This is a genomic window from Methanosarcina horonobensis HB-1 = JCM 15518 (genome assembly GCF_000970285.1).
GTDB lineage: Archaea > Halobacteriota > Methanosarcinia > Methanosarcinales > Methanosarcinaceae > Methanosarcina > Methanosarcina horonobensis.
The window spans coordinates 1,670,934-1,694,722 of sequence record NZ_CP009516.1; the positions used below are offsets into that span (position 1 = coordinate 1,670,934).

The window sequence follows — 23,789 nt, forward strand, 5'->3', positions numbered from 1 at the left end:
ACCTGAGAATAAACCAAAATTAGCGATTAAACGGCGATTAGGGGTAGGACGAAAAAAAGTTTATCGGGATTTCTCTTTCCTAACCTTTCTTTCAAATTTGCCTTTCTTTTTTGAAGAACCGTCAGCCAATATCGCGAAGACACTTATATTCTCTGTGAGTTGAAAAGCACTTTTCTGGGTAAGTGAAAGTGTTCTCTTAGTCCCGGGATATTCTTTCAATGTCTATTTCTCTCAGTTGAATTGGCGGATTTTGAGTCACTTTCCATCTGTTTGACGGTCGGCTCAGGCTCCACGCGGTGCAGGGAGGAAACAACTGCAGATTTCCTCCCGGACTCTGGGACAAATTAACCCATTATGAGTGAGCACTAAAACTTTTCTTTTCAAAATAACTTACTTTTTAATTCTCGTCTGTTTTCAGCGCTTTTTTGAAGCGTTTTGTAGCTTCTTCCGGACTCATGGGGATATTCGGAGCGTTTGTATTTCCAGGTTTCAGGATTACGTGGATCAGAGAAAGCTCCTTCATAGCTCTGAACTTCCTGAAGGCTTCTATCAAATTTTCCCTGGTATTTACTTTGGTCGTATTCTGGATTCCACAGGCGTTTGCAAAGATTTCAAGGTCAATGTACCTGAGGGCGCATGTTTCCTGGGAACCTGTAGATCCGTAGGCCCCGTTGTCAAGAGCAATAATTATCAGGTTTTTCGGAGCTTCTTTTGCAATCTCAAGAAGGGCGTTCGGGTTCATAAGAAGACTTCCGTCCCCGTCAAAAACAACAACTGTTTTCTCTGAGCGGAGAGCAATGCCCATACCTATGGAAGAGACAAGCCCCATTGAGCCGAACATATAGAAGTTAAGCTCTCTGTCCCTGCAGGAATAAAGTTCCTTACAGGGTACTCCGAGATTTGTTACGGTAATTTCGTCATCAAGTTCGGAAGCTACGGCGCAGATCGCATCATTTCTGAGCATGATTGGCTTGAGAACCTCTCCTGTAAGGGAAAACCTGCAAGTCCTTTCCATAACCTCCGGTTTTTCAGGCATACCTGCATCCTGCCAGGCACAGCAGTCCGAAGCTTCCCAGACTTTAGGGGAAATCAGAGCAACGTAGGGCCTCGAATTTTCAAAGGCATCGAGGATTACATTTTCAAGCTGGGGAAGCTTTTCAGCCTCATCAATTATTGTATATGCAAGCCCTGCCCCTTCTAGAATAGAAGGGAGATGAACTCCCAGGGGAACCTGAGCTTCAATCCCTTCTTTGTAAACGCCTCGCCAGCTTGCCAGGATAGGCAGGGGTATTTTACAGGTTACGTTCAGGGATTCAAGGGCATTGATCATGTTCCCGAGCCCTGTGCTCTGAATCAGCATCATGGGCTTTCCGCCAGCAAGATAGAATCCTGCGCAGATTCCCACTCCGTTTTCTTCCCTTGTCAACTTGATTTCAGGAAAATTTTTAGAGACTAGAGGAAGCAGATTTTTGATCCTATCACAGGGAAGGGTTGCTGCAAGGTCAATACCTGCGTTTTTCATGATTCTTATTACTTCTTCTTCCGGGTTTACCATGCATATACCTCAGTCCAAGCGTATACTTATCATGCACATATCGAGCTTGTTTCTCTTTCTCTTACAATTTCTTTGTGTACGGATTTACTAGAACTTAGGCCCTGATCAAGATAAGAGTTCAAATGTTCAATTCTTCGAGTGGAACATCAGGGTCGTTGACAGTAACCGCAGGTTCAACCTGGAAAAGCGTAAGGTCTTCTTTCAGCCTCTTAAAACCCCCTCCTGCAATGTTCAGAAGAATGATATCATCTTTTCCTACATTTCCTGCCTCCACGGCTTTTAACAGGGAAGCAGCCGCAACTGCTGAAGGCGGAAGGATATCTATTCCTTCAAGGGACTCGAAACGGGCCTTTGCTTTAAGGGCTTCCTCTCTGGTAATGGCATACATTATCCCGTTCGTATCGACAAGCGCATCATAGAGCCCACCAGTCACGGAGTAGGGTGGGGCCCTGTTAGTAAGCACGGTGGCATAAGTGTCTTCGATCTGCTTCTTTGCGTCTTTCATGTCGATCTCTGGAATGATCTCCCTTCTTCCTGCCTTCCATGCGTTATACATAGGAACAAAGGGAAGGTTCTGGGCAAGCTGGAGTTTTGGGAGCTTTGAGCCGAAACGGCCATCAGCCCTGAGCCGCAGTGAAGCTTCCCAGGCTGAAATTCCTCCTGTACCGCTTCCAACTGCCTGGAAATAGTGGTCAGGCATTCTTCCTATGGTCACGGCTGCATCCAGCATCACAGTGCCCATTCCTTCTCTTCTGGCAACATTTCTGGCTCCTCCTTCAGGGACCATGCCAGGGAGTTTTGCAATCTTGCCTGCAAGGTTGATAGCATCGGTATAATCGTTTCCCGGAGTCATACTAATAAGATGAATGGAATCAGTCGGTTCTTCAGGGAGCCAGAGTTTGGGAATGCCCGAATCGGGAACCACTATATAAGCATCCGTGCCTGTAAGAGCCGAAACATGGGCAAAAGCCCTTCCCGTGTTTCCTGCAGAGGCAAGGACAATGGCTTTTCCTCCGGATTCTTTGAGAAGCTGCATGGTAGGATAGGCTTCGAGTTCTTTGAAGCTGCAGGTTTTGATAAAAGCCCCTCTCTCGGGCCAGTATCCGCTGAACCCTATGTACAGGTTTGAAAGCCCTAGTTCCCTTGCCAGAGCTTCGCTTTTGTACGTAATGGGCCCTGCTTCGGTGGTGAGTTCTTCCTGAATCGGAAGCCAGGAATGAAACCTTCCTATTCCAGGCTGGGTTCGGAGCTCAAGCCTTTTTTCTAAATATTCTGCCCGCAAAAGTGAATCATCGTTTTCACAGGTTAGCCTGTATTCCTGGCCGTATTCTCTGCCGCATTTCAGACATTTTAGTATGAATCTTCCCATTGCTATCAAAGAAAACTGGGTTTCTTTTGCTAAATATATGTTCCTGAAAACTCAACTGAATATCCTTTATGTGATGTTATTTTTAGCAAATATCCTGATATGGATAATAGATTGCAGTGAATGGAAGCCCCGAGAAGGAAGTAAACGAAAAATAAGCCGACGAGACCGATTTACGGGAAATGAGAAAAGAATTGGTAGATAAAGTGATGAGATACAAAAGGTGCGGAAGAAAGTTCAGGTAAGTGTTTAAGAAAGTCACCTGGTGTCTGAACTGAAACCCGTTAAATGTAGAATATATCCTGAGTAGCTTTAGCGTGCTCAATAGTCTGCCTTTTACCGTTGGGGTAAACAAGGGTAAGTACATCTGGCTGCATTCCTAACTCTCTCGAGTCATGGAGGTAATTTTCGTCTCTTTGTCTGGAAATATCCTTTACATGAATTAAAGCATTGTTTATCCCTATTCTCTGGATCTCTATGTTCTCAAAATCAAAAAAGATCTCCTCTATTTTGGGCTCAAGATGCTTGCTCCCGAACATAAACATATAAACTTGGGCGAAGGGACTGAGCCGGTATTTTATCTGGACATCCGCATCCGTCTTATTAAATTCGATCACCATACTGTCTATATGAATATATTTCCCTTCCCTGAACTGCTCAGTATTGACTCCGGGCGAGACTCTTGCAGCCATTAATGCAGCCGAGATGATCAGGGCGATAGTAATTATAGCTTTTATTTTCATTGTCTAACGCTGTATTGGTCTTCTTTTCTAATATATTTATTTCCTACAGGGCTCTGCTCTTTATTAAGGGATTTCTCCTGCACCTATTAAGTTCTGCAATAATATTAAATAGCGTAAAGATAAAGCTATTCTATCCTTTAGACTATCTAAAAAACCAGAGTGAGGCTAAAAAGTGAGCAAAAACATTAATTTCGTCTGCCCCAAGTGCGGGAATAACTCCTTCGATACCGGCGAAATCCGCACAACCGGCGGTTTCATCAGTAAAGTCCTCGACATCCAGAACAAAAAGTTCACCCACGTCACCTGCAAGCGCTGCAAATATACCGAGTTCTACCAGGTTGACAGCAGCATGCTCGGAAACATTTTCGACCTGTTCACATAAAGCTGAGTCAAGGAAGATTTTTTTCGGAGAAAACTATCTCTTTCTTCTTTTCAAGTTTTTATTATTTCAATTATTTATTGACCTGGAGTGAGAAATGATGTTTCTAACGGAAATTTCCACGCTTGAGAAAGGGGAACCCTGTTTGAATAAATGGTCCTGAAAAGAGGGATTTGTTTTTTGGAGTTCTTGTTTCAGTTGCAATAGCTAAATCTCAAACTTTTTCAAACATTTCCCGCCTGAGATTTATTTCTTCCTTTAGCTTTTTATCTCTGGGGTCTTTTTTGCTCAGAATTTTCAGGATCTCAAGAGCTTGTTTGAAGTTCTCTTTTGCCTCTTCTTTTTGCCCCTTTTCAGAAAACAGGATTCCGAGATTATTGAGTGTCATTTCTTTATCTGATAGATATTCCGTATCTTCAGGATAGTTTTGAAGAAGCTTTTCATATATTTTCAGGGCTTTTTCATACTTTTCTTTTGCTTCTTCAAGCTGCCCCATTGCGAAAAGCAGTTCTCCGAGGTTGTTGAAGGTGTTTCCGGCATAAATTTGATAAAATTCGTTTTTCGGGTGGGAATCAAGAAGCTTCTGGCAGATTTCAAGTCCAGTCTCATAGCACTGTCTTGAGAGAACAAAGTTGCCCGTTCTCTGGTAAATATTGCCAAGATTTCCAATATTGTTTAGGTTCAGGCGGAGGGTGTCTGTGTAGAGTTCGTTTTCCGGGTCTTCTGAGAAGAGTCTCTCGCTAGTTTTTAAGGAAAAAGTGTAAGTTTCCATAGCTTCTTCAAGCCTGCCCAGGGACTGCAGGATCTGTCCTCTTGCTTTTAAGGTGTGGAATAGAATGGCTCCGTTTTTTGCTTCCTGTGCGGCTTTTTCAGCTTTCTGAAGAGACTCAAGGGATTCCTCAGGCTTTCCTTCCTGCATCAGGTCAACGGTTTTGTTAAAATGTTTTACTGCTTCTTCTCTCAGCTTCTCAGGTTTCTCGGGCATATTAAAAAAAAGGCTTTTATTGTCTTATACATTGTGTTATTGCTTGTGTTTTTTTACCTGTTTTCTCCCTTTTTTCCCAACTCCTTTATATATTACTAAAAGCTTAATTTATAGATGTCCAAAATTTCATGTCTTTCTTAATCTACTTTTTCTGGATATCTTGCTGTTTATCGACGTTAGAAAGGGGTATGTACAGGCAGGGGCAGTATGAACCGGGATACCGAGAAAGAAGAGAAGAATAAAAGTCCCGAAAGGATTTGTAGTCGAACTGCTGGAAAAAGCAAGTATGAGAGGCTTTTCATAATACTAGTTGGAATCTTGCTCGCAACTGTCTTTTTCTATACCTTTTACATAGGGCAGCTTCTCTGGGGTATAGTTATTGATATTCTTATCCTCAGGCTATACTTTCTCGTGCAACAGGAAAGGCGTTACTTCAGGGAGTGTAACCTGAATGAAAATGAAGCAGGAACTCCGCACGACCCCAGAACAAAGAAAAGGATAAGGCTGGCAAATATCCTGATCACCATATTTGTTCTCGGGCTTGTTGTCTACTCATATTTTACTTTGCAGTTTATATGGGGGGTTGTTGTAGGATTGATGATCCTGCTCTACCTTCACATGCTGCTGTTTTCTGACAAAAATCTGTGAGAAAACCTGTAAGAGCAGGCTTATAACATACCTGTAATTACCTCTCAAAGCCCTTCCAGCCTTTCTCTTGTCAGAGTAATAGCTTCTTTAATCTTTTCATTTTCAGACTGCTGGGAAAGTAGATTTTCCTGCATTTCCAGAGCTCTATCAAGGCTCTTTTTTGCGGTTTCGATTTCTTTTGGTCCCTGCTGTTTAAGGCAACCTCCTAACTGACTGAGCGCGACTGAGAGTTCTGCCTGGTATCCAAGATTGTCAGGTTTATCATTGTAAAGTTTCTGATAAATATCGACTGCTTCCCGGAGGATCTCACAGGCTTTATCAAGAGAGCCGGATTCTGTGAGAAGTGCACCGTAATTGTTCAGGTTTTCACCGGCATAAGACTGGAAAACGACATTTTCAGGATTCTTTGCGGTCAGCTCGGAATAGATTTGACGGGCTTGAGAATAGGATTCTACGGCTCTGTCCTTTTGACCTTTTTTTTTAAGGAGGTTTCCTGTATTGCTCAGGGTTGTACCCATGTAGTGCTGGTAGTCTGAGTTTTCCGGGTCGGTTTTCAGGAGTTCTGAACCTACTTCAAGGGCCTTTTCATATGTCTCAAGGGCCTGATCATACTCTTTTGCTGAGTAAAGGATACCTCCTCGAGTAAAAAGGATATAATAAAGAGCATCTGTTGATTTAGCCTGCTTTGCAGACTTTTCGGCTTTATCAAGGGTTTCGAGGGCTTTATTCAGTTTGCCTTTCTTGATTTGGCTTACTGCACTGTGAATCTGCTTTAGAAGGAGAAGATTTTTTACCTTGCTTCTGGACATGAGAGAAAAATCCCTTTTACTTTTTTAAATAGCTGTCGATGTCTATTCGCAAGCATCGGATAAAATCTGAATATAAAGATTCTGGTGATGATAATGTTAAGAGTAATAGTTAAGGATGATGTTCAGGTAAGGGTGATGTTTAACTATATATAGAGGATCTAGCATAGGTATGTAAAAAAATATCTTAAAATTCTCTGTGAATTAATTTGGCAATTAATTTTCTGATCCAGTTTTAGAATCGAATATTCAGCCAGCAAATTGTATATAATAAGAGGTTTCTATATACTGTATATACAGTGGCAGGTTAATTTTATATACCGTAAGTCTATATAATTAACCAAAGTATGGATGGGGTTACAGTAACTTCAGGAGCCTGTTATTGTAACAGCCGCTTTTGCCCGTTATTCTACCATCAAGTCTATTATTTTTTCAAAAAAGCGTCAAGTATTTAATCTCGATCAGATAACGTCTATCAAATAACGTTCGAATATGTGAGCTAACCATGGTATATAATAATAATCAGAACATAGACGGATCTTCGGAGAATATGGACATGCAAGCCCATGAAGTGGGAGAGGCTGTTCCAAAAGTAGACCCGTCTGCGGCCGACCAGACGAAGGATAAGTCAACTCAGGTCATGGCCGAGTCTGAGTTAAGTGAAGACATAGATGAAGATGTTGAAATCGGCTTCCAGTTTGAAGATACTTCAAACATAGAGGTTCCCAAGCTTCTTATTGACCAGGTACTGGGGCAGGAACATGCAGTGGAAGTCGTAAGAAAGGCAGCCAGCCAGAGACGTCATATTATGATGATAGGGACTCCAGGTACAGGAAAGTCCCTGCTTGCAAAGGCAATGGCAGAACTTCTTCCTAAAGAAGAGCTTAAGGATATCCTTGTATATCCCAACCTCGAAGACCTTAATAATCCCAAGATAAGAGAAGTTCCAGCCGGAAAGGGCAGAGAAATTGTCATGGCTCACAAGATGGAGGCAAGAAAGAAAGCCCAGGCACGGAACATGCTTATGATGCTCTTTGTTGTGGGTATTATCATCTATTCTTACTTCGTCTCCCAGCTGCTCTGGGGTATCATTGCAGGCATAATGATTCTCATGTTAACCCGCCAGTTCCTTCCCAAAGAGGAAATGATGATTCCGAAAATGGCGGTTTCAAATTATGATAAGGAGCACGCACCCTATATCGATGCAACCGGAGCTCATGCAGGAGCCCTACTCGGAGATGTCAGGCATGACCCCTTCCAGTCCGGAGGGCTTGAAACCCCTGCTCACGACAGGGTGGAAGCCGGAGACATCCACAAAGCCCACAAGGGTGTGCTTTTCATTGACGAAATCAATACTCTCAGGCTTGAGTCCCAGCAGAGTCTCCTGACTGCGCTTCAGGAAAAGGAATACCCGATTACCGGGCAGTCCGAAAGAAGCTCGGGAGCTCTTGTCAAGACCGAACCTGTACCCTGCGACTTTATCATGGTCTCTGCAGGGAACCTGGATGCAGTACAGAAAATGCACCCTGCGCTCAGGTCAAGGATAAAAGGTTACGGGTACGAAGTCTACATGCAGGATTCCATGGAAGACACTCCAGAAAACCGGAAGAAGCTTGTCCGTTTCGTTGCACAGGAAGTCGTCAGGGACGGTCACATCCCTCACTTTGACGAGGGTGCAGTAGAAGAAGTAATCAGGGAAGCCAGGAGGCGTGCAGGTAGGAAAGGCCACCTTACTCTCAAGCTCCGTGATCTTGGCGGGCTTGTGCGTGTTGCAGGCGATATTGCTCATTCTGAAGGGGCTCCGCTTACAACTGCCGAGCATGTGCTTTCAGCAAAAAGAATTGCAAGGTCCATAGAGCAGCAGCTTGCCGACAGCTACCTCGAACACCGCAAGGAATACGAGTCCTTCCTCAGGAGAGGTTCTGCTGTGGGAAGAGTCAACGGGCTTGCAGTTATGGGCGGAGATTCGGGAATCGTACTTCCTATCGTATCCGAAGTTACACCCTCACTCTCAGGTGCCGAAGGGCGAATTATTGCAACCGGCAAACTCAAGACCATTGCAAAAGAGGCAGTGCAGAACGTATCCGCAGTAATCAAGAACATGACAGGCACGGATATTTCCCGCCACGATATCCATATCCAGTTTGTCGGGACATATGAAGGTGTAGAAGGAGACAGTGCATCGGTTTCCATTGCTACAGCCGTTATTTCGGCAATCGAAAGGATCCCTGTGGATCAAACTGTAGCAATGACGGGTTCTCTTTCTGTCAGGGGCGATGTTCTGCCTGTTGGTGGGGTCACCTACAAGATCGAGGCTGCAGCCCAGGCAGGCATGAAGAAAGTCATCATACCTAAAGCCAATGAGGCAGATGTTCTTGTCGAAAAGGCATATCGGGAAAAGATTCAGATTGTTCCTGTTTCCTCGATTGCGGAAGTGCTGGAGCACAGCCTTGTGGGCCCCAGAAAAAACACGATTATAGAAAAACTCAAAAATATTACAAAACTAAGTTTCGATATTCCGGAAGTATCACCCGCTTCCGTACAGGCTATTAATCTCTTCGGGTGCAGGAACTGACCATGACAGGCATTATGCAGGACATAAAGTTTTATGACTGCAGGGTGATAGAAGGCAGTTCCACTTCTATCATCCTGGATAACGGAAAGATCGAAGAAATATCCAGAAACTTCACAAAGGGGGCCGGAGTAAGGGCCCTCTGCGGGGGTTCCTGGGGTTATACGGCTGTTGAAGGGAATATTGATCTAAAACGTGGGGTTGAAGCTGCCTCAAAACTTGCTTTTTCTATGAATGCTAGCACCCCTAAGGAAAAAGTAGATCTTGCAGCCGTTTCCTCTCCTGAAGTAAATAACCTTCCTGAAATCAAAATCGACCCGAGAGACATTGCAGTTGAAGAAAAAGTAAGTCTTTTAAAAAGTATTGAAGAACATGCGAAGCTCGCAGGCGTTCACAGTACAAAGGTAACATATCTCGAGTCTGAATTCAAAGTCCAGTACCGGAGTTCCGAAGGTCTGGAATGTGAATATGAACTTTTGAATGTCGGTTTTGCAGTTTCTGCTGTGGCTTCGGAGAACGGCGTCTACCAGGCAGGTAGAGAAAGTCGTTTCGGATACGGCTATGAGCTTTTTGAGAAAGAAAACGCTCTTGAGCTCGCCGGAAAAGCAGGAAAGACCGCACTTGAGCTCTTGAAAGCTAAAACCCCTAAAGGCGGAGAAATGCCTGTGGTGCTTGACCAGGAGCTTGCAGGCGTATTTGCTCATGAAGCCGTAGGGCACGCATCGGAAGCCGACCTTGTGCTTGAAGGGGATTCTATTCTTGAAAACAGGATAGGAGAACAGATCGCATCCCCGCTTGTTACTATCATTGATGATCCTACACTGCACGAGTTCGGATATTATCCTTTCGATGCCGAAGGTTCCGAATCAAAAAGGACCGAAATAATAAAGGACGGAATTTTTAATTCCTATCTGCACTCCCGGGAAACCGCAGCCAAACTCGGGGGAACTCCAGGAAACTGCAGGGCTCAGGGCTATTCCATGCCTGTTGTCAGGATGAGCAACACCTTCATTGACAATGGGGACTCCAGATTTGAGGAGATGCTTGAGGAAGTCAAAGACGGCATGTACCTTGTAGGGTCAAGAGGCGGACAGGTGAATACCGGAGAAGGTATATTCCAGTTCAATGCCGAAAAAGGATATCTTATAAAGAACGGGGAACTTACAGGGCTCGTTAGGGATGTCTCTCTTTCAGGGAAGACCCTTGAGATTCTGAACCGTGTAACCCTTGTTGGCAATGACCTTAAAATGACTGCCGGAAGATGCGGAAAAGCCGGGCAGCTCGTACCTGTATCCGATGGTTCTCCGCATATTGCTATCTCAAAAGCCCTTGTAGGAGGTGCCTGAAAGTGTATGAGCTTGCAAGAAAAGCCCTGAAACTGGCAGAACAGGCAGGTGCCGAAGAAGCTGAAATCTATTATGCTGCAAACCACTCTACAGGCGTCAATTTCAAAAAGGATGCTCTTGAGAATGCCAGGGATCGTTTTCTGGAAGGGCTGGGAATCCGCGCCATTGTAAACGGTGCAGTGGGTTTTGCCAGTACCAATTCCGCAGCAGAACTCGAGAACGCCGTAAAAATTGCAGTTGCAGAAGCCCGTGTCAGGGAAAGTGACCCGGACTGGGTATCCCTTCCTTCTAATGGCAAATACCCTCAGGTTTCAGGCATTTTTGATAAAAAGGTTGAGGCTCTTGAACTCGAAGAATGCATCGGCTATGCCGTAGAGCTCGTTGAAGGCACAAAAGAGGCTCTAGGTACGCTTCCTACCTCAGGAGGTTTTACCCGTTCAAAGAGTAAGCGGCTTATCCTTAACACAAACGGGATCGAAATCGAAGAAGAATCCACAGCAGTCTCCGGTTTTGTCGATGTGATCACCGTAAACGGAGACACCTCAACAGCCTACGACTTTGCTGTTTCACGATCTCTTGATATTGACTTTTTTGCTCTCGGGAAAAACGCTTCCGACCTTGCCCTGAAATCCAGGGGCGGAATAAAAATCGAGCCGCAAAAGACCGACGTTATCTTTCACCCGTTTGCCTTTTCTGATATCCTTGAAGATGCTCTCGCTCCTTCGATTGATGCGGACAACGTGCAAAAAGGAAGGTCGGGTCTGATAGGAAAGCTCGGGGAAGAAATTTCTGTCCCAGAACTGTGTATCTATGACGATGGGCTGGTTGAAGCAGGCATAGAGACTTCGGCTTCGGACGATGAAGGCGTTCCTTCAAAGAATACCACAGTTATTGAAAACGGTGTGCTTAAGACCTATCTTTATGACAGCTATACTGCAGGGAAAGCCGGTGTGAAAAGCACAGGAAACGGCTCAAGATCCTCCTATACAAGCCCTCCTTCAGTAGGGCTCAGGAACTTTGTTATCGATTACCCTCAGGAAGATGTTATTGCAAACACTACCTCAGGGGTTTTCGTAAACACAATTATCGGTGCCCATACCGCAAATTCGATTTCCGGAGATTTTTCCGTAGAAGCCAGAAATGCTTTCACAATTAAAGACGGAGCCCTGGATAAGCCCGTAAAATCTCTCATGATTTCAGGCAATGCCTTTGAACTCCTGAAGAGCATAACAGGTGCAGGCTTTGATGTCAGGAAAGTAGGAGGCATAATCACGCCTTCAATCCGGGTTTCCGGTATGAGTGTAATAGGATAAAATTGGATTATAACTAAAAATAGGATTATTAATACCTTAGCCACCTTAGCCAGGTTTTCTGGCTCAAAGGCTCAGATGCCAATAACCTAACCTCGGAGCAAACTCTGAGGTCTCAAATCTTTTTTTGAAAATCTGGAGCTCTTTAGCTTTATTCCGTTACTTCCCCTCTGACCACAAGTACAGGCGTCTTTGAGTGTCTCACCACATTTTCAGCTACGCTTCCGAGCAGGAACCTATCAAGTCCGGTTTTTCCGAGTGTTCCCATCACGATCATTTCAATCTCGTTCTGTTCTGCAAATTCTACAATTTTGTCTGCGGGGTGCCCTTCAAGCAGCACGGATTCCACTTCTACTCCGGCAGGTTTTGCGGCGTCTTCCACAAAACGAGTAGCTGATTCTCCTTCCCTCCTGAAGTGCTCCATGGCAGTCTTTTCCCAGCCAAAGTCCCTGGCGGAATGGGTTGTCGGGACTACTACATATACAGCATAAAGTTTAGCTCCGCTGAGCCTGGAAATCTCAATTGCTTTATCAACTGCTTTTTTGACAAGCTGTGAACCATCAGTTGCAACCATTATTTTTTTATAAGTGCCTTCTCTCATACCAAACCCCTCTATTTTATGCTTCATAATATGATAATTATTGTTTAAATTTCTTTTTCGCATAATCCCAAAAGATTGAAATCTTCTACTGCTATCAGAATAAAAAAGTAAACGATTTCTGGCATAGTGTAACATTTAGTATAACATCTTAAAATATGTTGGATTCAGTTGTTTTTTGTTCTGATCTTTTTGTTCCCAGGCAGGCAATGGGATTCCTTCTCTTATACGTTAACTTTTTGTTTAACTGGACATCTAAGGAAAGAAACTCTCAAAATCCATTACTTTTTCTCTCTTTCTGATACAAAAAGGCATTAGACTTTTTATGCGGCAAAATGTTTATATATTGCTTCATCATCTGTTGAGCTTGGTGAACGGGTAAAGCTCAAAATCAAATATTATTGATCACAACTGAATCCAACATATTTTAACCTCCTCCAAAAACCCCGTTCACTAATTTGCTCTTAATATTTTTGTTAAGTATATACAACTAAACTTTAGTTCCATTTTGTCTATTTCTCTTTCCTTCTGATCTGTCTTCTGTTATTTTCTTAAACACTTCTCTATAAAGAAGCTTTTCTCAAGAAGTGCTGATTTGATGCGGGTAGCACATACTGCCTAGAAAAACTATACTTGTTTTGGATCCCAGTACCACTCTATACTGGCTAAAAAGCCTGAGTATTGGAAATCTAATAGGAGTAGAACTTGAAAAAAGTTCCATGAGACTGAAAAATACCTTTTTATTCTTTTCTCTTCTTTCTGACAGGATTTCCTTATTTTTCTTTAGAACCTGCTGGTACTTCAAGAAACCATGTTGAGCAGTATTAGCAGGATTATAAGCCTTACAAGTATGCTTATTGCCGTAGAATACGCAACAATTTGGAATCCAATGCGAGTCCCGAAAATAGCTACTTTTCTTGGGAGCTGGCTGCGTATGGCAAAAATCGGGAGCATAAACATACTACCCAGCATGAGCACGATCATTGCCTGTAAATTTGTCAATTCTCCTGAATGAATCATCGGGCCCAGGAGAGAAATCCCAAGAATCGGACTTGCAACATAACTTGTCAGCGGGACAATTGTCTCTGGAGGTATTTTAAACAGTTCTGCAAGGGGAAGCACGCTGAATATTTCAAAAGCTCCCTGTTCTTGAAGAACGAAGATGATCGTGGTTGCTACAAGGTAAACTCCTGCAATCCTCAAAAAAAGCCTGAATTCCTTTCTGAACGCATGTTCAAATGCGGTCTTTAGAGATACTTTCTCTCTACTCCGGGTCTCAGGACCTTTGCAGGAGTTGCCATCAAGAAAAAGCTTGCTTGCAATTGCAATTACCAGTATTTTAATCACTGCTGTGACTACAAATACAAGAGAATAAAACCCTCCTACTATGAATCCGAGTGCAGGCAGGACAATAGGAATCTGATAGGTGAAAAGCTCACGAAAATAAGCAGGGGTTGCATTCATCATTGAACAGAGCAGGACTTCCCTGTCATCAAGGCAATTTTCTTTTTTTGCCTGAAGAAGCATACTATTTGCAGCATCAGCAGACCCTACTGCTACAACGAAAGATGAAGCACATGTTTCTGGCAGATTCGTATAGGCAAAAATAGGGCTTACAAGTTTTGAGAATTTCTGCATCAAGCCGAGTTCCACAAGCACGCTGGTGCCCACAAGTCCTACAAAAATCATTATAAGTACCGGAAGTGCAAAATCCAGTACATCAAGGAAAAGCTCTATCATTGAAAGGTATTTGAGCCGGGCAGGTAAATCAATCTTTCCCGAAAAATCCGGGTCTCCTGCCCTGGGAAAATTTCAAGTTTATATCTAACGTTTTAATATTCAGAGTTTAAATGCTTGAACCTTACATTGAGCATTTTTCGCTTAACATTTTTTTCATACTTGGTTACATCTTGTGTCTTTTTTATGTTTGGTCTTTCATCTGTATTACTCGGTTTCGAATCCTTTTACAACCAGCACAGCTTTTCTGGAATGTCTTACTACATTCTGAGCCACACTTCCAAGTAAAAATCTCTGAATTCCTGTCCTTCCAAGTGTTCCCATTACGATAAGGTCGATATCATTTTTTTCTGCAAAATCGACAATCTCGTGCGCAGGGCTTCCTTCAAGGAGAACGGATTCCACTTCGATATTCGCGGCTTTTCCAACGGTTTCTACATAAGCCGTTGCTTCCTTTCCTTCAATACTCAGGTGCTCTTTCATTGCTTTTTCCCATCCTATATCTCTGGGATGACCAACCGTATACCCTCCAGAGGCAACAACATATGCCGCATAGAGTTTTGCTCCGCTCAATCTTGCAACTTCAACAGCAGTATCAACCGCTTTCTTGACAGGTTCCGAACCATCGGTAGCAACCATTATCTTCCTGTAAACATTACTGTTCATACCTGACTCCCTTTTTTCTTTTTCAGTTCTTAATGTTAATAGCGCGATAATCCTTTATATACTATCATCCAGGAAGATTAAACTGGCTAAATAAAGTCTGTTCCTGTTAGAATTCTGGAAGATAACGCGGTTGTTTGAGAGTTCCAGCAGCCAGCAGATCCCTTACAAGTTCGAAGTTCTGGAGCCCTATCTTCCCGCAAAGGATTTTTAAAGTCTCCAGTTCAGAAGGTTGCTTTTGTAAAAAGTCGCTTATTTTTCGGAAGCCGCTCAGGTATGCATGGTCCTTTGTGTAACCTCCGGGTAAAGATGTATCATTAAGCCCTCTTTTGACTCTCGGAGCAAAGTTAAAAGCTTCTTCTGGAGGGAAATACCCTGCCAGTTCCTCCAAGATCTCTGAAAAAGGAGCTTCACTACATATCGCAGCAGCTACAATTCTTGCACTGTATTTTTTAAGATTTTCAGGCACCAGAACTCCGTTTCTGGCCTCATTATAGACTGCAAGTCCCTCTTCGGTTTCCATGTACCCGGGAAAACCTGCGCGGAAAAGCATTAGAGGCTGAAATTTTCCGTTTTCTGCCCGAAAGACATGTGTTCCTATTTAAGACGATCTGTGAAGTAAAAGTTCATGAAAGCGAAGGAGATAATTGATCTTTTTAACATAATTAGATTCATGTCTTACATAAATGTTAGCGTACTCCTAATGTACGGATGCTTCTAATAATATTCCTGAGAACTGATTTTTATCTATGTATACAGTAAAAATTGCAAAAATATCATGTTCATCATATCTTATTTAATTTCTTTTGAACTTATATCCAAAATATTAATATGTCAATAATCTTATCATACATGTGACTACCGAACAGGATTTCATAAAAACGAATTCGGAAAATATGGAGCTCTGAAAAGGAAATCCAAAACCTGGGAGACAAGCTGAGAATAAAAAGAGCAGACAGGGCTGGGGTGGTAATATAAGAATTACTGAAAGAAAGAGCGAAGCAGAAGAAAACTGGATAGAAGAATTTCTTTTAAACAGCCCCAGCCCGGTCCTGAGGATAGATAGAGAAGGAATAATTATCTATTCTAATGAAGCAGGACAACTCTTACTTGAAGCATGGAAAAGCAGGGTCGGAGAAAAGGTTCCCGTAAATATCCAGAAAGCTGCGCGAAAAGCAGCCTTCAGAAAAAAGTCAGAACATACGGAACTTGAGGCAAACGAAAAAACATATTCGGCAACTTTCATACCTTCTGCTGACGGTAAATATGCCGTCCTCCACGGATCGGACATAACTTTATCCAAGCAGGCTGAAAGGAAACTATCTTTAGTAGATAAACACCACAGAGTTCTTTCCCAGATTTCCGAACTGGCTCTCAAAACCCAGGACATCCGAAACCTGCTGAATGAATCCTTAACTTTGATTGCTTCTACGCTTGGCGTAGAGTATTGCAAAATTCTGAGACTTTTACCTGATGGAAACTTTTTGTTTGAGGCAGGGACCGGATGGGATCCGAAAGATACAGGTAAGATTATTAAAAGAGAGGCAGCTTCGGTTGCCGGATACACCGTTCTTTCAAAAAAACCTCTCCAGATAGAGGAGTTAAACAAAAAAAGTTCTATTGAAGGAATGGGACTTAAAGAATATAAGGAAATAACGAGAGGAATAAGCGTTCTTATAGGAAGTGTTGAAAAACCTTACGGGGTGCTTGTAGTTCACAGTACGAAGGAAGAGAAGTTTACAAAAGAAGACGCTTATTTTTTGTACGACGTCGCGTCCCTGATTTCACTAGCTTTTGAAAGAAACAAGGTAGAGAGTAACCTCCGGGAGAAGGTACTCTTTCTTGAAACCCTGATAGATACGATTCCTGCTCCTGTATTTTATAAAGACAAAGAAGGGATCTACCGCGGATGCAACGAACTCTTTGCGAAAATAATTATCGGGAGATCAAAGGAAAAGGTAACAGGATGTTCTGTAGATGAGCTTTCCGAAGAGATTCCGCAAGAGCTGGGAAATGTTTATAAAAGAACGGACCGACAGCTGCTCCAGAGAGGGGGAAGCCAGGTTTATGAATCCAAAGTCATGTGCTCAGACGGGATAATCAGGCAGTTCCTTTTTAATAAAGCCGTGTATAGGAACCTTAATGGGACTGTGGAAGGGCTTGTAGGGGTCATGCTTGATATTACCGGCCGCAAACGTACCGAAGAGAACTTATTAAAGAGTGAAGAAAGGTATCGGCTGGCTGCAGAACAGACCGGACAGCTAGTGTATGAATTTGACCTGCAAAATGGCCACGTTGAATGGGCAGGGGCGGTCACGGAGCTTACGGGATACAGCTACAATGAGATGCAGAATTTTAATTATTATGACTGGCTCGAACATATTCACCCCGATGAGCGCAGAAGGGTTCAACAGGCATTTAAGAAGTGCTGGAACACGGGAGAGAAATTTGACGAAGAATTCAGGTTCCGGAGGAAAGATGGAAGCTATTTTTGCGTGGAAAACAAAGGTATCTATCTTAGAGACGAAGATGGCTGTGTATGCAAAGCTCTTGGGGTAATGAAAGACATTACTGAAATCAAACTTTCCTCGGAAAAACTGAAGGAAAGTGAAGAGCTCTACCGGTCGTTTTTACAGAACTTTAAAGGAATAGCATTTAAGCTTGACAGGGATTTTACCCCTCTCTTTCTGGAAGGTGCTGTCGAGGAAATCACCGGGTACACAGAAGAAGACTTTACCTCAGGCAGGATAAATTTGCCTGATCTCGTTGATCCTGAAGACAGGAAAATGCTCGATATAAGCCGGAAAAAAATGAGTTTTTCCCCAAACTCCATGATAGAGTATGAGTACAGGCTCAGGCGGAAAGATGGAACTGTAAAGTGGGTTCATGAGTTAATCCACAAAACCTGTGATGCCTCGGGAGAAGCAGAATTTATCCAGGGCTATGCTTATGATATTACTCAGAAGAAAAAAGCCGAGGAAAACCTTGCAAAAGCCGAAGCTATCGGTTTGAGGGAAATTCATCACAGGATCAAGAATAATCTTCAGATAGTTTCGTCCCTGCTCAGCCTTCAGGCTGATAAGTTCAAGGATAAGGATGTCATTGAAGCATTCAGAGAAAGCGAAAACCGCGTTGTCTCCATGTCCATCATCCATGAAGAGCTTCATAAATCCGAGGATACTACAAGCATAGATTTTGCAGCCTACCTAAAAAAACTGACTTCCGAACTCCTTTATTCATACAGGGTCGGAAATGAGAAAGTCCATCTTTTCCTGGATGTAGGCCACACATTCCTGGAAATCGACATGGCAATTCCTCTCGGAATTATAATCAACGAACTCTTCTCAAATTCCCTGAAATATGCGTTTCCCAGAGGTGCCGATGGAGAGATCAGAATATCTCTCTTCAGACAGCCTGAATCCTCAGCTGGCAGTATTCCAGACAGTAATATTGACACAACAGGACCAGACATGCGTTCCGGGTTTACACTGATTTATTCGGATAACGGGGGACGCTTCCCCGAAAATATTGATTTTAAAAATCCCGATACCCTTGGTTTGCAGCTTGTAAATGCTCTGGTTGAGCAACTCGATGGGACAATTGAGCTTGAGAAAGGAAAAGAGACAAAATTTATTATGAGGTTCGAGGATAAGGGCCTTCGGGAAAATGTTAAGTAAGCTTCATTAAGAGGACCGAAGAACCAAGTTATAATGTTTTTGATTCCATTAATAACCTTATTCGCTATACCTGATCGTTTTTATCCCGTTAGACGTATGAGAGCGGTTTTTCCCGTAAAAAAGACGAAAGTGAAAAGAATAGGAAAATAAGGACTTTCACTTTCTTTTACTACTTTTTCCTGCTTCTCCAAACTTATACTTTTTACTTTCTTCCTTCCCTCTTTCTATTTCTTTTTTGAAGGGCCACCAGACGGCTGCAGTTCCTTGCAGCGCAAAAAGAACTGTAGAAATCACAATTTTTGGGTTACCGCAAATAAAAAAGAGATATCAATTCAAAGAAGATCTCTGTTCTGAATATTAAGCATGTGATCAGGGCATCAGATTGCGTGGTAAAGACTGCACAGGCAAGGGAGCACTCAGGAGAGGATATTGTATATCTCTTATAGACCTGTGCATATCAAACTAAGTACACACTTATTTCTATATCAAAATCAATTGAAACTGGCTACAAATTAAGTCCATTTTTAAGTTGAGAAAACATGAAAGAATTGAAGATAATTCATTCAGGTGAGGATAGGCGAATTGTGAATGCTCATAGGAATTGATGTAGGGGGCACCACCACGGACGCGGTGCTTATTCGGAACGGAGAGGTATACAGTACAGCCAAGGTTCCCACAGAGCCAGCGAATCTTCTTAAGTCTTTGCTCAGTGCCCTTGATGAGGTCAGCAGAGGGTTTCCACCGGAACAGTTCGAAAGGGTGGTGTTCAGTACAACCGTAATAACAAATCTTATTGCTGAGGGCAAAACAGAGCGTGTAGCTTTACTGCTCATTCCGGGTCCTGGCGTTAATCCTGCAAGCTATGTTTTTCCTGACAGTTTTTACCTTAAAGGAGCTATGGATTACAGGGGAAGGGAAATTCAGCCTCTTGATGAAGCTGAGATTCGGGAGGCTGTGAATCGAATAAGAGAGCAGGGCTTTTCCAGGGCTGCCGTGGTAAGCAAATTCGGACAAAGGAATCCTTCCCATGAACTCAGAACAGAAGAAATTCTCAGGGAGATGCACCCGGGCTGCAAGGTAGAACTCGGGCACAAAATTTCAGGAAAACTGAACTTTCCGAGAAGGGTTGCCACTTCTATGCTGGCCTCTGCAACAGGAGAACATTACCGGGAGTTTGTTTCGGAGATAAAAAAAGCTCTTGAGGAAAGAAAGATCAGGGCTCCTGTTTATATCCTTAAAGCCGATGGAGGAACTCTGCCAATTGAAAAGTCGGTAGAATTCCCTGTGGAAACTATTTTTTCGGGCCCGGCAGCAAGCACGATAGGAGCTCTTGCCCTTATCCCCGAAGGGCAGACATCTGTTGTGGTGGATATAGGCGGGACAACTACCGACCTGGCTCTTATCCTTTCCGGAAAACCGCTTATCGCCTCAAAAGGCGCAAAACTCGGAAACTTCCTGACCCATGTCCGGGCTTTTGCAGTCCGCTCGATAGCTGTGGGAGGAGACAGCATTGTAAAGGTCAGAGAAACAGAGAACGGACTCAGGATGATAACTATAGGGCCTGAAAGGGCAGGTCCGGCATACTGCATGGGAGGAGAAGAGCCAACCCCAACGGATGCTCTGAGAATGCTCGGGCTTATAGAGGTAGGGAACCCTGAACGTGCAAACGAAGCAATTACCGTTGTAGCTTCAAGCCTTAGAAAATCCGAAACTGAAACCGCTTCTCTTATAGTGGAAACAACTGCAGAAATGATTGCACAGGCAGTAAGAGAGATGTTTCTTGAATGGGAACAGGAGCCTGCTTACAGGATATGGGAAGTTCTGCAGAAGAAAAAAGAAAGGCCTGAAAATGTGGTCGGAATAGGCGGCGGGGCAAAGGGCCTGATTTCAGTAGTTGCGGAAAAACTGAATGCAAAACCGATCATTCCCGACCATTCGGAAGTGGGAAATGCCATAGGGGCAGCTGTTGCAAGGCCAACCCTTACTCTTAACCTGCGCATTGATACCGAGCAGAAGGTCTATTCGGTAGCTGAAGAAGGAGAGATTGCAAGCCTTAAATCTACGGATATCGGGAATTTCAACAGGATGCGTTCGGAAGAAGCTGAAGCCCTTGCAACAAAACTCCTCAGAGACCGCGCAAAAAGGTTTGGGATTTCCGAGTACGCGGACGAAGCCGAGATTGTCAGCAGTGAAGTCTTTAACATAGTGGAGGGCTGGTTTACGGCAGGGCGGCTTTTTGATGTAAGCATGCAGATTTCGGCAGGTCTGATTCCGGAATGGAACAGGGGGGAAAAGGCATGAAACTCGGGCTTGAAAAAATTAAGGACGCATTTAAAGGTGGAGCCGGAAAGTGTACCGGAGCAGATAACGAAAAGAGGGAAGAAGAAAGAGAGAAAAGAAATCAGAGAAATGAAAAAAATGAAAAAGAAAGTGACGGTATAGAGAATCCCGGAGATAATCCTGAAAACCCTGTTCAGAATCTCGCTGTAACGGATATTGAAAATAATCAGGATGAAAGTGATACCGAAAACAATCAGGAAACTGAGTTTGAGAGGATGAAAGGAGTTAAGATGAAAACAAAAACTTCAGGACAGGAACCGAAAAATGTGCCGGAAAACGAATCGGAAAAAAAACCTGTAATTCCGAAAACCCGGAGCGGAGCCAGAAGGACAGGTCTTATTTTCTTCCCTGCTTTTGACTGGGCAATTTCTCCAACCCATCCGGAAAGAGAGGAACGTCTCCTCTATACTCGAGACCAGATTTTTGAAGAAGGGCTGATGGATCTCCCGCAAATAGCCGAGTACAAGCCCAGACTTGCAGATTATAAGGACATTGCAAGGGTCCATTTCTGTGTACCTGATATAAAAGCCCAGGCAACAACCCCGCACCTGATTGCAGCCGGCAGCTGTCTTGTTCTTGCTGATGCTCTCATGCGAGGAGAGGTTAAAAACGCCTTTGCCCTTGTCCGCCCTCCGGGCCACCATGCGATGACAGTAGCCCACGGAAACCGCGGTTTTTGCAATATCAATAATGAAGCAATCCTTGTTGAGTATCTGAGAAAAAAGTACGGCATCCGCAGGATCGCAATCGTGGACACTGATGTCCATCACGGGGACGGGACACAGGAGATTTTTTACAACGACCCTGATGTGCTTTTTATTTCCTTCCACCAGGACGGAAGGACGCTATATCCGGGGTCAGGCTTCATGAACGAACTCGGAGGTCCAAAAGCCCTTGGAAGGACAATCAACATTCCTCTTCCTCCCGGGACTCCGGATGAGGGTATTCTCTACGTGCTCGATTCCCTGGTGATGCCGATCCTCGAGGACTTCAAGCCCGAACTTATTCTCAATTCTGCCGGACAGGACAACCATTATACCGATCCTCTTGCAAACATGCGTTTTTCCGCTCAGGGCTATGCAAAATTAAACGAGAAACTTGCCCCTGATATGGCAGTACTTGAAGGAGGTTATGCGATTCAAAGTGCTCTGCCTTATGTGAACACAGGGATAATCCTTGCAATGGCAGGGCTTGATTATTCCTGCGTCAGTGAACCGGATTTCAAACCCGGAATGTTTGTACAGGCTGCAAGGGACAGGCAGATCCTGGAGGGGGTTGTTGCAACTCAACTCGAAAACTGGAAAAACCGGGACAGGCTTGTAGAAGTAGAAGTAGCAAAACACGGAGACTTTTACCGCCGGAAAAAGCAGATCTTCTATGATACCGATATGATTCAGGAATTCCAGGAGGAAACAGTCCGCATGTGTCCTCACTGCCAGGGTTATATAACTATAGACTCACATGCCCATAGAAGCGTAAATGATATCAGGATATTTGGGATTTCGGTTCCTATTTATGCCTGTAACAGTTGCCAGGCTGAAGCAGCAGAAGAGTACAGGAAGAGGCTTAATTCTCCAGAATACGAGTATGTTTATCTTCAGGATAAGAAAGCTGATGAGTATAGGACCTATAATATGAGGACGAAAAAGGAAACCGTCTACTGAAAAGCTTTTTTGCGAGATCTGTGAAAAATTTTGAGATTTAACTCATTTATCGAGAGAAAATCGTTATCAAGACAAGTTAAAACCAGCTATTGAGAGTGCAGGAAACCATTCATCCCCATAAGCAGGATACCCCTTCCTCGGAGGACGCAGCCCTACAGGTGGGGGAGGAATGCGTCAACTCTAAACCTGCTACCATTTGAATTAATGTACTTGTCCTAGCCTTCAGTCGTTTACAATTTCGCTTTACGTTGACACTATCATGGATCTTATTTCCAAAAATATCTGTTATCACAAAGTATCCTGTAGATCGTTTTCCTTTTACAATACCAACTCCTTTCTCTGTTCTAATTAAGTCAAACTTCCGCAACCCGAACAATTTTCCTGTAGGGATTTTCTTTTCTGATCTTTTACCAGTTGTTTGTTGATAATCACCCTTTGAAACATGTTTTTTGAAATAGATTGTTGGATTTGTTGTTACTTTTTGATCAAAATCACAACAAATTGCCACTCCATCATTATAATGAGTTTTCGGAAGCTCTAAGATTTGTTCTCTTTTGTATTTAGTTTCGTATCCGAAAGTTTCTTTAAAATTCCATTCGGATTTCTTAATCTGAGATTTGATAATTCCAACATCGGTTGCATGTTTTGTTTTTGATACATTTCCAAAAAGTTTAATTTTCCCTTCGTGTAATTTCTGATGACAGGTACTACAAAGCGTTATCAAATTTTCGGGAGTGTCTGTACCGTTCTGTGATCTAAAAATAATATGATGACAATGTAACTTTGGGTCTTTTGACTTGCTTTTGCAATGTTGACAAGTGTGATTGTCTCTGCTGAGAACATAAGCTTTCAAATTGTAGAACCCTTTTTGATCTCCATTTTGATATCCTATTCCTGAAACATCTGGATTAGTTATCTTATGGGTATCAAAAGAAGCAAGTTCTACTTTCCATTCTGTTACAGGCAGAATCGATTCGACAAACTTCTTTTCTCTGAAATGAGATTCAAGTTTACTTCGAATAGAAGGCGGTATTCGTCCTTCTCTTTGCGAATTTCTTCTATTATCAAATCTTGCAGGTCTATATCTGGTATTTCTGCTTCTTCGAGTTCTCCTGTACATAGCCCTTTGTTGCATTTTACCAGATACATCTTGTCTGATCTCAGTTTCAGACTGGTACAGTATTTTTCCGTTTCCAACTGCAGCACAACCTATTTTTTTAGAGCCAGAATCCATTCCTGCAACAACAGGTTGAGTATAACCCTTACTGTTATAATTTAACTTAATAGTAAATGGAATTCTACTGACCATTTTTGCTTTACCTGCTTTAAGCAAAATTCTTGCTTTTGCTGGATTTGTTGGCATCAACGGTTTTTGATTTTTGTTAAGTACAAACACAAAT

At 43.1% G+C, this 23,789-nt stretch carries 18 protein-coding genes; 8 read left to right on the forward strand and 10 right to left on the reverse strand.

Annotated features, from left to right (window positions below; all coding sequences use genetic code 11):
- Positions 1 to 397: 397 nt before the first annotated feature.
- The 3 genes from comE to MSHOH_RS07425 all read right to left on the reverse strand — a co-directional run bounded on the left by comE (position 398) and on the right by MSHOH_RS07425 (position 3,664).
- On the reverse strand, positions 398 to 1,555 hold the full coding sequence (gene comE / locus MSHOH_RS07410) for a sulfopyruvate decarboxylase subunit beta (RefSeq protein WP_048138566.1): 1,158 nt from the start codon (positions 1,553 to 1,555) through the stop codon (positions 398 to 400).
- 118 nt (positions 1,556 to 1,673) lie between these two features.
- On the reverse strand, positions 1,674 to 2,924 hold the full coding sequence (locus tag MSHOH_RS07415; RefSeq protein WP_048138568.1) for a cysteate synthase: 1,251 nt from the start codon (positions 2,922 to 2,924) through the stop codon (positions 1,674 to 1,676).
- Between the two features lie 281 nt (positions 2,925 to 3,205).
- Entirely contained in the window at positions 3,206 to 3,664 is a 459-nt protein-coding gene (locus MSHOH_RS07425; RefSeq protein ID WP_048138575.1) for a hypothetical protein, read from the reverse strand.
- 172 nt (positions 3,665 to 3,836) lie between these two features.
- Here MSHOH_RS07425 and MSHOH_RS07430 point away from each other — a divergent pair, with 172 nt between their 5' ends.
- Positions 3,837 to 4,046: a zinc ribbon domain-containing protein gene (locus tag MSHOH_RS07430; RefSeq protein ID WP_048138576.1), complete on the forward strand. Its 210-nt coding sequence runs from the start codon at positions 3,837 to 3,839 to the stop codon at positions 4,044 to 4,046.
- Between the two features lie 211 nt (positions 4,047 to 4,257).
- Here MSHOH_RS07430 and MSHOH_RS07435 read toward each other — a convergent pair whose 3' ends face one another.
- Positions 4,258 to 5,028 (reverse strand): tetratricopeptide repeat protein, encoded by a 771-nt coding sequence (locus MSHOH_RS07435; RefSeq protein WP_048138578.1) that lies wholly within the window; start codon positions 5,026 to 5,028, stop codon positions 4,258 to 4,260.
- A gap of 207 nt (positions 5,029 to 5,235) precedes the next feature.
- Between MSHOH_RS07435 and MSHOH_RS07440 the strand changes: the two genes are divergently transcribed.
- Positions 5,236 to 5,676, forward strand: a complete 441-nt coding sequence (locus tag MSHOH_RS07440) for a hypothetical protein (protein WP_048138579.1) — start codon at positions 5,236 to 5,238, stop codon at positions 5,674 to 5,676.
- Positions 5,677 to 5,720: 44 nt separating this feature from the next.
- Here MSHOH_RS07440 and MSHOH_RS07445 read toward each other — a convergent pair whose 3' ends face one another.
- Positions 5,721 to 6,485 carry a tetratricopeptide repeat protein gene (locus MSHOH_RS07445; RefSeq protein ID WP_048138581.1) on the reverse strand — a complete coding sequence of 255 codons (765 nt, stop codon included), beginning with the start codon at positions 6,483 to 6,485 and terminating at the stop codon, positions 5,721 to 5,723.
- 502 nt (positions 6,486 to 6,987) lie between these two features.
- On the opposite strand from MSHOH_RS07445, the gene lonB reads away from it, so the two are divergent.
- The 3 genes from lonB to MSHOH_RS07460 are packed head-to-tail and all read left to right on the forward strand — an operon-like array spanning position 6,988 to position 11,713.
- Positions 6,988 to 9,057, forward strand: coding sequence for an ATP-dependent protease LonB (gene lonB, locus MSHOH_RS07450; RefSeq protein WP_048138584.1), 2,070 nt, complete (start codon positions 6,988 to 6,990; stop codon positions 9,055 to 9,057).
- 2 nt (positions 9,058 to 9,059) lie between these two features.
- Entirely contained in the window at positions 9,060 to 10,400 is a 1,341-nt protein-coding gene (locus MSHOH_RS07455) for a TldD/PmbA family protein (protein WP_204245401.1), read from the forward strand.
- Between the two features lie 2 nt (positions 10,401 to 10,402).
- Positions 10,403 to 11,713 (forward strand): TldD/PmbA family protein, encoded by a 1,311-nt coding sequence (locus MSHOH_RS07460; RefSeq protein WP_048138588.1) that lies wholly within the window; start codon positions 10,403 to 10,405, stop codon positions 11,711 to 11,713.
- A gap of 148 nt (positions 11,714 to 11,861) precedes the next feature.
- Here the strand turns inward: MSHOH_RS07460 and MSHOH_RS07465 are convergent, their stop codons facing one another.
- The 4 genes from MSHOH_RS07465 to MSHOH_RS07480 form a co-directional block, all read right to left on the reverse strand.
- Positions 11,862 to 12,311: a universal stress protein gene (locus tag MSHOH_RS07465; RefSeq protein WP_048138590.1), complete on the reverse strand. Its 450-nt coding sequence runs from the start codon at positions 12,309 to 12,311 to the stop codon at positions 11,862 to 11,864.
- Positions 12,312 to 13,109: 798 nt separating this feature from the next.
- Positions 13,110 to 14,048, reverse strand: coding sequence for a nucleoside recognition domain-containing protein (locus tag MSHOH_RS07470; protein ID WP_048138594.1), 939 nt, complete (start codon positions 14,046 to 14,048; stop codon positions 13,110 to 13,112).
- Between the two features lie 204 nt (positions 14,049 to 14,252).
- Positions 14,253 to 14,711, reverse strand: a complete 459-nt coding sequence (locus MSHOH_RS07475; RefSeq protein WP_048138596.1) for a universal stress protein — start codon at positions 14,709 to 14,711, stop codon at positions 14,253 to 14,255.
- 106 nt (positions 14,712 to 14,817) lie between these two features.
- Entirely contained in the window at positions 14,818 to 15,309 is a 492-nt protein-coding gene (locus tag MSHOH_RS07480) for a tyrosine/phenylalanine carboxypeptidase domain-containing protein (RefSeq protein ID WP_269850527.1), read from the reverse strand.
- Positions 15,310 to 15,784: 475 nt separating this feature from the next.
- On the opposite strand from MSHOH_RS07480, the gene MSHOH_RS07485 reads away from it, so the two are divergent.
- The 3 genes from MSHOH_RS07485 (at position 15,785) to MSHOH_RS07495 (ending at position 22,389) form a co-directional block, all read left to right on the forward strand.
- Positions 15,785 to 18,385 (forward strand): PAS domain S-box protein, encoded by a 2,601-nt coding sequence (locus tag MSHOH_RS07485; RefSeq protein ID WP_239451363.1) that lies wholly within the window; start codon positions 15,785 to 15,787, stop codon positions 18,383 to 18,385.
- Between the two features lie 588 nt (positions 18,386 to 18,973).
- Positions 18,974 to 20,686: a hydantoinase/oxoprolinase family protein gene (locus MSHOH_RS07490; protein ID WP_048138602.1), complete on the forward strand. Its 1,713-nt coding sequence runs from the start codon at positions 18,974 to 18,976 to the stop codon at positions 20,684 to 20,686.
- Positions 20,662 to 22,389 (forward strand): histone deacetylase family protein, encoded by a 1,728-nt coding sequence (locus tag MSHOH_RS07495; protein ID WP_239451259.1) that lies wholly within the window; start codon positions 20,662 to 20,664, stop codon positions 22,387 to 22,389. The genes MSHOH_RS07490 and MSHOH_RS07495 overlap by 25 nt, the downstream gene beginning before the upstream one ends.
- Positions 22,390 to 22,498: 109 nt before the next feature.
- Here the strand turns inward: MSHOH_RS07495 and iscB are convergent, their stop codons facing one another.
- Positions 22,499 to 23,785: an RNA-guided endonuclease IscB gene (iscB, locus tag MSHOH_RS07500; RefSeq protein ID WP_275425558.1), complete on the reverse strand. Its 1,287-nt coding sequence runs from the start codon at positions 23,783 to 23,785 to the stop codon at positions 22,499 to 22,501.
- Between the last annotated feature and the right edge of the window lie 4 nt (positions 23,786 to 23,789).